The organism is Stenotrophomonas sp. OVS01A (assembly GCF_019969775.1).
GTDB lineage: Bacteria > Pseudomonadota > Gammaproteobacteria > Xanthomonadales > Xanthomonadaceae > Stenotrophomonas > Stenotrophomonas indicatrix.
In genome coordinates, this window is sequence record NZ_JAHXYV010000001.1 from 1,130,751 (window position 1) to 1,143,304 (window position 12,554).

The window sequence follows — 12,554 nt, forward strand, 5'->3', positions numbered from 1 at the left end:
AGAGAATCCAGGCTGTGACCGGGGCCGGAGCGGTGGGGATGGAAGCAGGATCGAGCGATGGCGGTGTAATGCCCTTGCCGTCGCAATGGCGCAGCGTGCTGCGCGATGCAGATATCGAGATGCAGGGCATCGGCGTGTCGCGCGCCGATGTGGCGCGGGTGCGACGCCCGGGAACGCCGGATGCGTTCCTGAAATCGGAAGTGATCGATGCCTTCAGCGAGCTGGATGGCGAAATCCTGCGTCTGCGTTGGCTGCGGGCACAGGGACAGCCGGTGCCAACGGTGTTGGACACTGCGGAGGAGGGCGGTCGGCGTTGGCTGCTGATGAGCGCGTTGCCCGGCCATGACCTGGCATCGTCGCCGACGCTGGCGCCCGCCCAGGTGGTCGTGCTGCTGGCTGACGCGCTGCGCGCCCTGCATGCGTTGCCGGTTGCCGGTTGTCCGTTCGATCATCGCCTTGCATCGCGCTTGCCGGAGGTCGCTGCGCGCGTTGCCGCAGGGTTGATCGATGCGGATGATTTCGACGATGAGCGCCTGGGCCAGAGCGCCGAGCAGGTGCATGCCGAGCTGATCGCAACGTGTCCGGCGGATGAAGATCTGGTGGTAGCGCACGGCGATGCATGCCTGCCGAATCTGATGGCGGTCGACGGCCGCTTCAGCGGTTTCATCGATTGTGGCCGGCTGGGTGTGGCTGATCGTTGCCAGGACCTGGCGTTGGCCGCACGCAGCCTGGTCCACAACTATGACGACACCCGCTGGGTTGCGCCCTTGCTGGCCCGCTATGGCATCGGTGCCGATGAACGCCGACTCGCGTTCTACCGCCTGCTGGACGAGTTCTTCTAGGTGCATGCAGGGTCCGCAGTTGCAGCAGGGCGCGGCAGGATCGGTCCTCAACAGCGGTTGAGGTCAAGCGCGACGCGCTGAACGGCGACTGGCCGAAGGCTGGGATTCGGCTTTTAAATGGACGAACGTTCGTTCATTGTTTGCCGCATGAACCGCACCGACCGCAATGAGCAACGCGCTTCGCAGATCCTGCAGGCGGCCCTGCAGTGCTTTCTGTCCAAGGGCTTCCACCAGACCAGCATGCGCGACATCGCGCAGGCGGCCGGGGTGAGCCTGGGCAATCTCTACAACCACTTTCCCGGCAAGGAGGCGCTGATCCTGGCGACGGCCGAGGCCGAACAGGACGAACTGCAGCCGTTGCTGCAGCGGTTGGCGGGATGCAATGGCGAACGTGCGCAGGTGCAGGGGGTCCTGCGGGACTTCCACACCCTGTGCCGGCAGCCGGAATGGGCGCTGTTGAGCGTGGAAGTGCTGGCCGAGAGCGCGCGTAATCCGGCGGTGGCGGCGGCATTCGCTGGCAACCGCGCGCAGTTGCAGCGTGGTCTTGCCGAGGCTTTGCAGGAGGTCGCACGTCGTGAGCGCCGCCGGCCCGTGCTGGCGCCCGCGCTGCAGGCGCAGGTGCTGCTGGATGCGATCGAGAGCGCTGCGCTGCGACAGGGATTGGGTGAGGCGAGCGATGCCGATACCGACGTGCTTGATCCCGCTCTGCTGGCAGCTCTGCTTGGGGCGCGTGCGTGAGCACTGACGATCGGCGGCTGCATGGGCTGGACCTGGCGCGCTACCTCGCCCTGGCCGGCATGGTGCTGGTCAACTTCCGCCTGGCGATGGCTGTCGAGACCGACGGCGGCGGCTGGCTTGCTGGATTCTTCCACCTGCTGGAAGGCAAGGCTTCGGCGACCTTCGTGACGCTGGCCGGGGTGGGCCTGATGCTGGCCACACAGCGACTGGCGTGGTGGCAGGCAAGCGTGCAGACCTGGCGGCGGGCCGTGTTCCTGGCCGTGCTCGGCCTGCTCAACCTGACCGTGTTTCCTGCCGATATCCTGCATTACTACGCGGTGTACTTCGCGCTGGCGGTGCTGTGGCTGCGCGCGTCGCCCCGTGTTCTGCTGGGCAGCATGGTGGCTCTGGCGATGGTCGCGTTCTGGTCCCTGCTGCGCTGGGACTACAGCCAGGGCTGGAACTGGCAGACGCTGGCTTACGAGGGGCTGTGGCACTGGCCGGGTGCGATGCGCAACCTGCTGTTCAATGGCTTTCATCCGGTGTTGCCGTGGCTGTGCTTTTTCCTGCTGGGCATGCTGCTGGCGCGGCTGCCGCTGTCGCAACCCCGGGTGCAGCGTGCCTTGCTGCTGCTCGGCCTGCTGCTGATGGGGGCCGGCCAGGTGTTGCAGCAGTGGGGCCACGGCACGGTGTGGCAGGTGTGGCTGGCGACGCAGCCGATGCCGCCCGGTCCGGCCTATCTGCTGACCGGCGCAGGCGCGGCGTGTGCACTGATCGCGGCATGCCTGTGGCTGGTGCGGCTGCATCCTGGCGATTGGCTGGAACCGTTCACCGCGGCCGGACGGATGACGCTGAGCCTGTACGTGGCGCACATCCTGATCGGCATGGGCGTGCTGGAATCGCTTGGACTGCTTGATGGCAGTGCCAGCCTGTCGTGGGTGCTGATGGCCGCGTTGTTGTTCGTGATGCTGGCGACCGCGGCGGCCTGGTTGTGGTCGTGGCAGTTCGCGCGCGGTCCGTTGGAAGCGGTCATGCGACGCATCGCCGGCTAGTTCTTTTGTCGCAGGAGAGCGATGTTGTGACCAGTTTGCCTGTGCGGATGCAAGGCCATCTGCGATAGTAGGTGTCGTCACCAAAGCACGCCTGCATCCATGTCATTCGCTTCGGCGCAGCAGATCGTTGAAGTCCTGCAGCAGTCCTACGACATCAACGCGACCGCGGTGGTGCCGCGTCCGGTGGGCGCCGACGCCAATGCGTGCGTGTTCCGTATCGATGCCCGCCACGACCATTGGTGGTTGAAGTGCCGCAACTTCCAGGTGGCACCCGCGGTGTGGGACAGCCTGCATTGGCTGCGTGGCACCTTGGGCATCGAAGAGATTGTTGCGCCGTGGCCGGCATTGACCGGCGGCGCATCGGTGCAGCGCTGGGGCCTGCAGTTCACGTTGTTCCCCTACATCGAAGGGCAGTCGGGCTTCGAGGCACCGCTGAGCCGTGCGCAATGGCGCCAGCTGGGCGGAGTGCTGCGTCGCCTGCATGAGGCCGAGATTCCGCCGGCGTTGCGCCAGGCCCTGCCGACGCTGCGGCTTGAAACCGCAGCGGTCGACACGGTGGGGACATGGTTGCGCGATCCCTCGACGCTGGCGCAGGCGCAGGATCGGTCCGGCAGTGCGTTCCTGGCGCTGTGGCAGCAGCGGCGGCCGCGCATCGCCGAACTTCACCAGCGTGCAGAAGCGCTGCATCGCCAATTGCAGGGTGAGGCACCGGCGCTGCGCCTGTGCCACACCGACCTGCACGCGGGCAACCTGCTGATGGGGCAGGACGATGCACTGCACCTGATCGACTGGGACGGACTGGCACTGGCCCCGCGCGAGCGCGACCTGATGTTTGTCGGCGCCGCGGTAGGTGGTCGCTGGGGGCGCGAGCATCCACTCGGCTTCGCCGAAGGCTATGGCAGCGACCTGGGCGATCCGCGCTGGATTGCGTGGTATCGGCACTGGCGCATCCTGCAGGACCTGATCGAATTCGAGCAGATGCTGCTGGGCCCCGGCGCGGCGCAGCGCTCGTTGCAGCAGCACCGGCAAGCACTGCATTACTTGGGCGAGCAGTTCGCGCCGGGCAATGTGTTCGATGCGGCCGAGCGCGCGTACCAGGTGCTGTAGGGGGTCTGGCCGGGCTGCGCCCGGCACCTGCAGAGGCCGAAGCAACAGCAACAGCCGAAGCAACAGCAACAGCAAAAGCTGGCCTCCTGTGGGATGGCGGGGTGGGTCCGGTTGCGGGGGACGCCGTAAATCCTTCCATGGAGGCTCGGTCGCGCCATCCATGGCGCTCACGCCCCCGCAACCGGACCCACCCCGCCTTCGACAGATCTCCGTAATCTGTCGGGATGGCATGGCTTGCTCTTGGTAGGTGTCGACCTTGGTCGACACGGTAGATCCACGCCATGCGTGGATGCTCTTCGATCATTTGATCAATTGTCGAAATATTCGATTTCGATGGAAGTTCATCCACGCATGGCGTGGATCTACCAGACACCGGGGAATTGTCGAAGGCGGGGCGGTGTCGGATTGCGGGGTGTCCGCGGCATGGATGCCGCGGCCAAGCCTACAAGGACGTACTTGCGGCGTCCCCGCCATCCGACACCGCCCCGCCATCCCACGGAACGCCCGCTGTTGCTTTTGCTGTTGAGGTTGCCGGCCAGCGGCCGGCACTACCACGGGTGCCGGGCGCAGCCCGGCCGGACCTCTTACTCTGCCGGCTTGGCCGCTGCGCTCGCGGCGACGCTCGCTGCACGCCGTGACAGCACCGCTTCGCGATGGGCGATGTAGGCGTTGGCGGCGAGGATGATGCCGGCGCCAATGATCGTCCAGCGATCCACCGTCTCTGCGAACAACAGCCAGCCACACAAGGTCACCAGCGGCAGTTGCAGGAAGCTGATCGGGGTCAACGCGGAGACTTCGCCCAGGCGCAGTGCGCGTGTCCACAGCAACTGGCCGATGGTGCCCAGCACGCCGGTGGCCAGCAGCCAGAGCCAGGCGATGCCGGTGGGCCAGACCCACACGAACAAGGCCGGTATCAGCGACAGCGGTACCCAGAACACGTAGGTGTAGAGCACCACGGTGTCGGCGCTGTCGATCCGGGTGAGCTGCTTGATCTGGATCGCCACCAGCGAGCTGAGCACGGCGGCGGCCACGGCGATCAGGCTGCCGGACGTGAAGCCGGCGGTGCCCGGCCGCACGATCACCAGTACGCCGATGAAGCCGACCACCACCGCTGCCCAGCGCCGTACGCGTACCGTTTCGCCCAGCCACAGCACCGCCGCGATGGTGACGAACAACGGGGTGGAGTAGGACAGCGAAACGGCCTGTGCCAGGGGCAGGTGGCCCAACGCCCAGAACGCGCACAGCATCGAGCCCAGGCCGATCGCGCTGCGCAGGAAATAGCGCGGCAGCTGCTGGGTCTTCAACGGGGCATGGCCTGGGCGCAGCAGCATCGGCAGCAGGGCGAGCAGGCCGAAGGCATTGCGGAAGAACGCCACTTCCTGGGTCGGCACGTAGCGGGTGGCGTAGCGGATCGCCACCGCCATCAGTCCAAACGCCATGGTGCTGCCGAGCATCAGCAGCGCCGCCCGCAATGGGGTGGCGCTGGCGGGTAGGGCGGGTGTGCTCACCACTGTGCGCCGAGCAGGCGGGGCTCCGGTTCGATCGGCACGCCGAACTTCTCCAGTACCGAGGCAGAGATCCACCGTGCCAGCGCCAGCAGTTCAGTGCCGGTGGCGTTGCCGTGGTTGACCAGCACCAGCGCGTGGCTGGGCGCAACGCCGGCATCACCTTCGCGGAAGCCCTTCCAGCCACAGGATTCGATCATCCAGGCCGCCGAGACCTTGCGGCGGTCGTCGCGGTCCGCCGGGAACACCGGCAGCTCGGGGAAGTGCTGCAGCAGCACCTCCACCTGTTCCAGCGGCAGCACCGGGTTCTTGAAGAAGCTGCCTGCGTTGCCCAGTACGTCGGGGTCGGGCAGCTTGCGGCGACGGATCGCGATCACCGCATTGGCCACGTCCACCGCGCTCGGCAGTTCCACGCCCTGCGCCTGCAGTTCTTCGCGGATGCCGGCGTAGCCCATGCGCAGGTCGTGCAGCAGCGGCAGTTTCAGTTCAATGGCGGTGATCAGGTAGCGGTCCAGCTGCTGCTTGAACACGCTGTCGCGGTAGGCGAAGCCACACTGTTCGTTGTCCATCCGTACCCAGGCTTTTTCCTGGCAGTCCCAGGCCTCTACGGTCTGGATGAACTCGCCGACCTGCGCGCCATAGGCGCCGATGTTCTGGATCGGCGATGCGCCGGCGGTGCCGGGAATCAGGGCCAGGTTTTCCAGGCCGGACAGGCCTTCCTGCAGCGACCACATCACAAGCCCGTGCCAGGACACGCCGGCTCCAGCGCGGATCACGGCGTGGTCGGCACGGTGTTCGAGGAAACTGATTTCGCGGTTGCCGAACACGAGCACGGTGCCGGGCAGGTCTTCGGCGATCAGCACATTGCTGCCGCTGCCGAGCACCAGCAGCGGGCCATTGGCCACTTCCGGCAACGCCAGAACCTCCGGCAGCAGCGCGGCGTCGTGCAGTTCCAGCAACTGCGCTGCGCTGGCCTGCACGTGGAACGTGTTCAGGGCCTGCAGTGGCGCGTTGTGGGTGAGGGTCCAGCGCAGCGGTGCTGCAGCGTTGTTGGTGTCGTCCATGGGCGTGCTCACAGGGGTGCCACCGCGCCGCGGCTGGGCGCCTCGCGTCGGCGGCGGATCGCCTCCACGCAGTCGGCGACCAATGCCGGGCCCTTGAAGATCAGGCCGCTGTAGCACTGCACCAGCGCCGCACCGGCGGCCATCTTGGCCACGGCGTCGGCACCGGACAGGATGCCGCCGACACCGACCAGCGGCACTGATTCGGGCAGGCGTGCACGCAGGCGGCGCAGTACCAGGGTGGACTGTTCCAGCACCGGTGCGCCGGACAGCCCGCCGGCTTCATTGGCCAGCGGATCGCCGGCAACCCGGCTGTGGTCGATGGTGGTGTTGGTGGCGATCACGCCGTCCACCTGCAGTTCGCCAAGTACGCGCGCGGCGGCATCGATGTCGCGCTCGCTGAGGTCCGGGGCCACCTTCACCAGCATCGGCACGCGCCGGCCATGCTGCGCGGCCAGTGCTTCCTGGCGCTCACGCAGCTGGCTGACCAGCTGCCGCAGCGCGGTCTCTTCCTGCAGCTCGCGCAGGCCGGCCGTATTGGGCGAGGAAATGTTGACGGTGATGTAGTCGGCCAGCGGGTACACCTTGTCCATGCAGGCGATGTAGTCATCGGCCGCCTGTTCGTTGGGGGTGTCCTTGTTCTTGCCGATGTTGATGCCGAGCAGGCCGCGCCGGTTGCGCGCGCGTTCGACGTTGCGCACCAGCGCATCCACGCCGGCGTTGTTGAAGCCCATGCGGTTGATGATCGCGTTGTGCGCCGGCAGCCGGAACAGGCGCGGCTTGGGGTTGCCGGCCTGCGGTCGCGGCGTGATCGTGCCGATCTCCACGAAGCCGAAGCCCAGCGCGAACAGTGCATCGATGTGCTCGCCATTCTTGTCCAGGCCGGCAGCAAGGCCGACCGGATTGGGGAACGTCAGCCCGAACACCGTGCTGGGCATCGGCGCGATGCGTGCGGCCACCAGCGGCGTGGTGCCGGTGCGATAGGCCAGGTCCAGAGCGGACAGGCCGAGACCGTGGGCGCGTTCGGCGTCGAGCGAGAACAGGAAGGGGCGGGCAAGCGAATACATGCGTTGGTTTCAGTCCAGCGTGCCGAGGAAGGCTCGGGTTCGATATTCAAAAGCGACCTGGCCGTCGACCGCATGGGCGGCGAACAGGTCCTGCAGCGCAGCCAGCATCGGCGCGTGGCGCGGATGGCCGGGCTGCGGCGCGTAGGAAGAAGACAGCAGGCGCCCGCGCAGGGCGTCCAGGTCCAGGTGCTGCACGTTCGGCAGCTGCACCATGCCGCGCAGGCCGGAGCCGAACCAGGCCTGCATGGTGGCGTCGTCCTGGTAGCGTTCGGCCACGGCCGTGTAGTCGGTGCCGTAGTCCAGCAGCAGTTGTTCGTAGCCGACCAGGAACGGGCTGGCATCGAGCAGGCGCGAATTCCAGTAGATCAGCGCCAGGCCGCCCGGGCGCAGGATGCGCTGCCATTCGGCGCGCACGGCCACGGTGTCGAACCAGTGGAAGGCCTGCGCGGCGCCGACCAGATCAACGCTGGCATCGGCCAGCCCGGTGGCCTCGGCGCGGCCATCGACGGCGGAGAACTGCGGATACTGCGGCGTCAGCCAGTGCTCGGCGGCGGCGCGCATCGCCGCGTTGGGTTCGACGGCGACCAGTGGATGGCCGGCGGCCAGGAACTGCCGGCTGGAGATGCCGGTGCCGGCGCCGATGTCAGCGACACGCGCGCTGGTTGCCACGGCCATGGAGCCATGCAGCCAGTCCATCAGGGCAGGCGGATAGTCCGGGCGGTAGCGGACATAGTCCGCGACGCGGCTGCTGAAGCGTTCAGTGCTGTCGGCGGAGGTCATCGTGCTTTCACCAGCGCAGTCCAGGTTTGGCGTCGGCGCCGGCGGCCACCATCGCGAAGATCAGGATCGCCACCAGGCCCACCGCAGCGAGGATGTTGAGCCAACCCATGATCAACCCGGCCAGGGCCATGCCATCGCCGTCCTGTTCGCCGGCGCGGCGGCGGATCTCGGCGCGGGCCAGGTGCCCGGTGATGATGGCAACAAGGGCGGCGACACCCGGCAGCACGGTCCAGCTGCAGATGCCCGCGATCAGGCTGACCACGGCCAGGGCGTTGCTCTGTCGGGGTGGCACGCTCATCGAGTCCTCCGTGGCAGTGCCGACATGATAGTGCGTCTGCCCCGGCAATCCCATGGTCCGGCCAATGCAAGGCTGCCAGGCAAGGTTGGCAACCATCGGAGCCGAGCGCGGGGTGGCTTTTGCAGGCGTCGACCTTGGTCGACGAATGCGGCGCCAACCAAGGTTGGCCGCTACCGAGGGATCGGCGCTAGCCCATCAGCACCTGGCCGCCATCGACATTGAGCACGTGGCCGGTGATCCAGCGCGCCAGCGGCGAGCACAGGAACAGCGCGGCATCGGCGATCTCGCGCGGCTGCCCGAAGCGGCCGAACGGAATCTTCGCCAGGGTGCCGTGGTACAGGGCGGGATCTTCGACACGACGTCGATCCCAGAGGCCATCGGCAAATTCGATCGAGCCCGGTGCGATGGCGTTGACCCGGATCCGGTCCGGCGCCAGCGCCAGGGCCTGCGACGTCGTGTAGTGCGACAGCGCGGCCTTGGCCGCCGCATACGGTGCGCCGCCGGGACGCGGTTGCTGCGCGGCGATTGAAGAGAGGTTGAGGATGCAGGCATCGGACGAGGCGCGCAGCCACGGCAGCGCAAGGCGCGAGGCGCGGACCGCCGCCATCAGGTCGATCTGCAGGCTGGCGGCCCAGCCGTCTTCGTCATCGGCCATGCCGTAGCCGGTGGCGTTGTTGACCAGCACATCGATGCCGCCGAGCGCATCGGCAGCGGCCTGCAGCCAGGCGCCGATGCGGCCGAGGTCGCCCAGATCGGTGGCGAAGGTGTGCAGCTGCGTGCCCTGGGCCTGCGCATCGGCCTGCAGGGCGTCAAGCCCGGCCTGGCCGCGGGCGCAGGCCGAGACCTGCGCACCGGCGCGGGCGAAGGCCAGCGCCAGTTCGCGGCCGATGCCCTTGCTGCCACCGGCGATCAGCACCCGGCGGCCGGTGAAATCGAGGGTCGGAGCCCCTGTGGGGATCCGACCCTGAGTGGTCGGCACGGCATGGGTCGGATCCCCGGAGGGGCTCTGACCCATGTGCATGGCCGGACCGTTTGCCATTACAGGTCGAACTTGATGCCCTGGGCCAGCGGCAGCGAATCCGAATAGTTGATGGTGTTGGTCTGGCGGCGCATGTAGACCTTCCATGCATCCGAACCGGACTCGCGACCACCGCCGGTGTCCTTCTCGCCACCGAAGGCGCCACCGATTTCCGCGCCCGAGGTGCCGATGTTGACGTTGGCGATGCCGCAGTCCGAACCGGCCGCCGACAGGAAGCGCTCGGCGGTCTTCAGGTTGGTGGTGAAGATCGACGAGGACAGGCCCTGCGGCACGCCGTTCTGCATGTCGATGGCTTCCTCCAGCGTGCTGTACTTCATCACGTACAGGATCGGCGCGAAGGTCTCGTGCTGCACCACTTCATCGCTGTTCTTCAGGCCGGTGACGATGGCCGGCAGCACGAAGTTGCCGGGGCGGTCGATGCGCGTGCCGCCGGTTTCGATGGTGCCGCCGCTGGCCTTGGCCTTTTCGATGGAGGCCAGGAACTGCTGCACGGCACCGTCGCTGTTGAGCGGGCCCATCAGGTTGGCCGGGTCGGTCGGATCGCCGATCTTGCCTTCCACCTGCTTGTACGCCTTGACCAGCGTGGCCAGCACGTCGTCATGGATGGATTCGTGCACGATCAGGCGGCGGGTGGTGGTGCAGCGCTGGCCGGCGGTGCCGACCGCACCGAACACGATGCCGGGAATGGCCAGCTTCAGGTCGGCGGTTTCGTCGAGGATGATCGCGTTGTTGCCGCCCAGTTCCAGCAGGCAGCGGCCAAGGCGGTGCGCGACCTTCTCGGCGACCGTGCGGCCGACCTGGGTCGAGCCGGTGAAGCTGATCAGCGGCACGCGCTTGTCGGCCACCATCTTTTCCGACAGCGCGGTGCCGGCGTCGTTGATCAGGAAGAACAGGTCCGGGAAACCGGCATCGCGCAGCGCTTCATTGCAGACGCGCATCGAGGCGATGGCGGTCAGCGGCGTCTTGTTGGACGGCTTCCACAGGCAGATGTCGCCGCAGATCGTGGCCAGGAACGAGTTCCATGCCCACACCGCCACCGGGAAGTTGAACGCGCTGATGATGCCGACCAGGCCGAGCGGCTGGTACTGCTCGTACATGCGGTGGCCGGGGCGCTCGGAATGCATGGTGTAGCCGTACAGCATGCGGCTCTGGCCCACGGCGAAGTCGGCGATGTCGATCATCTCCTGCACTTCACCGTCGCCTTCAGGCTTGCTCTTGCCCATTTCCAGCGCAACCAGCGAACCGAGGGCGTCCTTGTTCCTGCGCAGCGCTTCGCCACACAGGCGCACGGCTTCACCGCGACGCGGGGCCGGCGTGGTGCGCCAGACCTTGAAGGCTTCCTGGGCGCGCGCGATGACGGTTTCGTACTCGGCTTCGGTGGTGGCGCGGACCTGCGCGATCGGCTCGCCCGTGGTCGGATTGATCGGGGTGATCAGTTCACCACCGGTAGCGCTCGACCACTCCCCGTTGCCCAGGTAGGTGCCAGCGTTGATCGCGTCCAGACCAAGGGACTTGAGCAGCTCGGAAGACATGCAGACTCCTGTGTTTCGTTACGTTGTGTTTGGTGCCGTCGCGGGCAGGTGGGGGCGCGACGAACTGAGCCGCCGATGGTAGCAGAGCGCCCGGACTGGCCATGGTGCGCCGCGCCAGTGGCAAAGGTGTGGCAGATGAAAGCTTGGAGGGCAGGGCGGCTTGCCTGTAAACTTGGCGGCTGCATGGCCCCGTAGCTCAGCTGGATAGAGCGTCCCCCTCCTAAGGGGAAGGTCGCCCGTTCGAATCGGGCCGGGGTCACCATAATCAATGACTTAGGTCAGCACAGTGGCGTGCAATTCCCACTGTTTCCCGCATATCCACAGGATTTGGTCCCAGTGGTCCCAGTGGTCCCGCTCAGTACCTGAGCTTCGCCACAGCGCCATCGTCGCCTTCAGGCGTCAGATGGGCGTAGAACTTCTCGGTCGTGGCGTAATCGGCGTGGCCGGCCAAGATCTGCACCCTTCGCAACGGCACTCCGGCCATGACCATGTGGGCGCAGAAGGTGTGCCGTAGCCGGTGCAGGCTGCCGCCGATCCCCGCACGCTTGGCATCCGAGGCGAACCAGTCGGACACGGTGTCCTTGTGCACGGCGACCAGCGGATCGGGTAGGTGGCGCAGCGCCCAGCGCGCATACCGGTTCAGCGGCACCTCGCGCCACTTGCCCGACTTGGTGCGTCCCTCGCCATCTTCGTCTGGATCGCTCTCGACCCTGAGCTTCCGCCCGGTCACTGAATCCTTGCCCAGCCCAACCAGCTCGCCACGGCGCAGCCCCGTGTGGGCCATGAACAGCCACAGGGGCGCCCGGCTGGGGTTTGCTCGGTAGAGCTTGCGCATCGCCCCCCGGTCGTAGAACCGCACTGCGACGCTACGGACGCCGCGCGGTGCCTGGGTTTCCTCCAGCGGGTTGAAGTCCAGTTCCTTCCACTTCACGCCGCGACGAAATGCCGCCTGCAGCCTGCGCACTTCCTTGCCTACGGTCTCCGGGGCCACCTTGTCCTTGGTCAAGCGATCCGTCTTGTAGGACTCCATTTCCATCGGCCGCAGGGTATCGATGGGGCGATGGCCGAACCGGGCAATGAACAACCGAACCTCGCTCTTGGCCTTGCCGTGCGTGGTCGGGTGCTCGGCCTTGTACCAATCCAGGTACGCCTCCAGGAAGTCCCTGACAGTCGGTAGCCGGGGAAGGATGCGCACGCCATGGGTCAGTTCCGCTTCTTTCGCTGCTCGTACGCCCTCAGCTTCGCGTGGGCCGACGCGACCAATGGCGACACGGCTTCGCTTGCCGCCTTCCCGCCAGTTGAGGTACGCGGCGCCGTCCCGCCAGAAGATTGTGACCTTGACCATTGTCTGGAGCCGTAGATTGCAGAGTAGAGGGCAGCTTTCTCGTAGAGCTTTTTGCCCATGAAATTTCGGGGTTCGATGCCGTAGTCGGCGATGTTCGAATCGAACTGGCTTCGGGACACGCCGCAGTAGTGCGCGGCCTCGTCCACGGTCAGCCAGTCCTTTCCGACGATGTCCAGCTTTTCAGCAGCTCCCATCGGGTTCTCCTTCAG

At 66.8% G+C, this 12,554-nt stretch carries 13 protein-coding genes and 1 tRNA gene; 5 read left to right on the forward strand and 9 right to left on the reverse strand.

Annotation, left to right across the window (positions count from 1 at the left end; translation table 11 throughout):
- Positions 1–38 precede the first annotated feature (38 nt).
- From LC407_RS05385 to LC407_RS05400, 4 genes are all read left to right on the forward strand, one after another.
- On the forward strand, positions 39–842 hold the full coding sequence (locus tag LC407_RS05385) for an APH(3')-II family aminoglycoside O-phosphotransferase (RefSeq protein ID WP_223482323.1): 804 nt from the start codon (positions 39–41) through the stop codon (positions 840–842).
- A gap of 147 nt (positions 843–989) precedes the next feature.
- On the forward strand, positions 990–1,580 hold the full coding sequence (locus tag LC407_RS05390; RefSeq protein WP_223482324.1) for a TetR/AcrR family transcriptional regulator: 591 nt from the start codon (positions 990–992) through the stop codon (positions 1,578–1,580).
- Entirely contained in the window at positions 1,577–2,611 is a 1,035-nt protein-coding gene (locus tag LC407_RS05395; protein ID WP_218789175.1) for a DUF418 domain-containing protein, read from the forward strand. Before LC407_RS05390 ends, LC407_RS05395 begins: the two co-directional genes overlap by 4 nt.
- A gap of 99 nt (positions 2,612–2,710) precedes the next feature.
- Entirely contained in the window at positions 2,711–3,718 is a 1,008-nt protein-coding gene (locus LC407_RS05400; RefSeq protein ID WP_223482325.1) for an aminoglycoside phosphotransferase family protein, read from the forward strand.
- A gap of 584 nt (positions 3,719–4,302) precedes the next feature.
- On the opposite strand, the gene LC407_RS05405 is transcribed toward LC407_RS05400, so the two are convergent.
- The 7 genes from LC407_RS05405 to LC407_RS05435 all read right to left on the reverse strand — a co-directional run bounded on the left by LC407_RS05405 (position 4,303) and on the right by LC407_RS05435 (position 11,000).
- The gene (locus LC407_RS05405) at positions 4,303–5,190 is read right to left on the reverse strand and encodes a DMT family transporter (protein WP_032976099.1); all 888 of its coding nucleotides are present in this window, start codon (positions 5,188–5,190) and stop codon (positions 4,303–4,305) included.
- 32 nt (positions 5,191–5,222) lie between these two features.
- A complete protein-coding gene (gene murB, locus LC407_RS05410; RefSeq protein ID WP_223482326.1) occupies positions 5,223–6,287 on the reverse strand; it encodes a UDP-N-acetylmuramate dehydrogenase in 1,065 nt (354 codons plus the stop codon).
- An 8-nt stretch (positions 6,288–6,295) separates the two neighbouring features.
- Positions 6,296–7,351, reverse strand: a complete 1,056-nt coding sequence (locus LC407_RS05415) for a quinone-dependent dihydroorotate dehydrogenase (protein ID WP_033830956.1) — start codon at positions 7,349–7,351, stop codon at positions 6,296–6,298.
- 9 nt (positions 7,352–7,360) lie between these two features.
- Positions 7,361–8,131, reverse strand: coding sequence for a class I SAM-dependent methyltransferase (locus LC407_RS05420; protein ID WP_223482327.1), 771 nt, complete (start codon positions 8,129–8,131; stop codon positions 7,361–7,363).
- Positions 8,132–8,138: 7 nt separating this feature from the next.
- Complete coding sequence (locus LC407_RS05425) at positions 8,139–8,429, reverse strand: DUF4190 domain-containing protein (RefSeq protein ID WP_025874887.1); 291 nt, start codon at positions 8,427–8,429, stop codon at positions 8,139–8,141.
- Positions 8,430–8,616: 187 nt separating this feature from the next.
- Positions 8,617–9,468 (reverse strand): SDR family oxidoreductase, encoded by an 852-nt coding sequence (locus LC407_RS05430; RefSeq protein WP_032976093.1) that lies wholly within the window; start codon positions 9,466–9,468, stop codon positions 8,617–8,619.
- The gene (locus LC407_RS05435; RefSeq protein WP_223482328.1) at positions 9,468–11,000 is read right to left on the reverse strand and encodes an aldehyde dehydrogenase family protein; all 1,533 of its coding nucleotides are present in this window, start codon (positions 10,998–11,000) and stop codon (positions 9,468–9,470) included. Before LC407_RS05435 ends, LC407_RS05430 begins: the two co-directional genes overlap by 1 nt.
- A gap of 185 nt (positions 11,001–11,185) precedes the next feature.
- Between LC407_RS05435 and LC407_RS05440 the strand changes: the two genes are divergently transcribed.
- Positions 11,186–11,262 (forward strand) — tRNA-Arg (locus LC407_RS05440).
- A 93-nt stretch (positions 11,263–11,355) separates the two neighbouring features.
- Here the strand turns inward: LC407_RS05440 and LC407_RS05445 are convergent.
- Both LC407_RS05445 and LC407_RS05450 read right to left on the reverse strand, forming a co-directional pair.
- Complete coding sequence (locus LC407_RS05445; RefSeq protein ID WP_223482329.1) at positions 11,356–12,195, reverse strand: tyrosine-type recombinase/integrase; 840 nt, start codon at positions 12,193–12,195, stop codon at positions 11,356–11,358.
- Between the two features lie 8 nt (positions 12,196–12,203).
- Positions 12,204–12,539, reverse strand: coding sequence for a hypothetical protein (locus tag LC407_RS05450; RefSeq protein WP_223482330.1), 336 nt, complete (start codon positions 12,537–12,539; stop codon positions 12,204–12,206).
- Positions 12,540–12,554 lie beyond the last annotated feature (15 nt).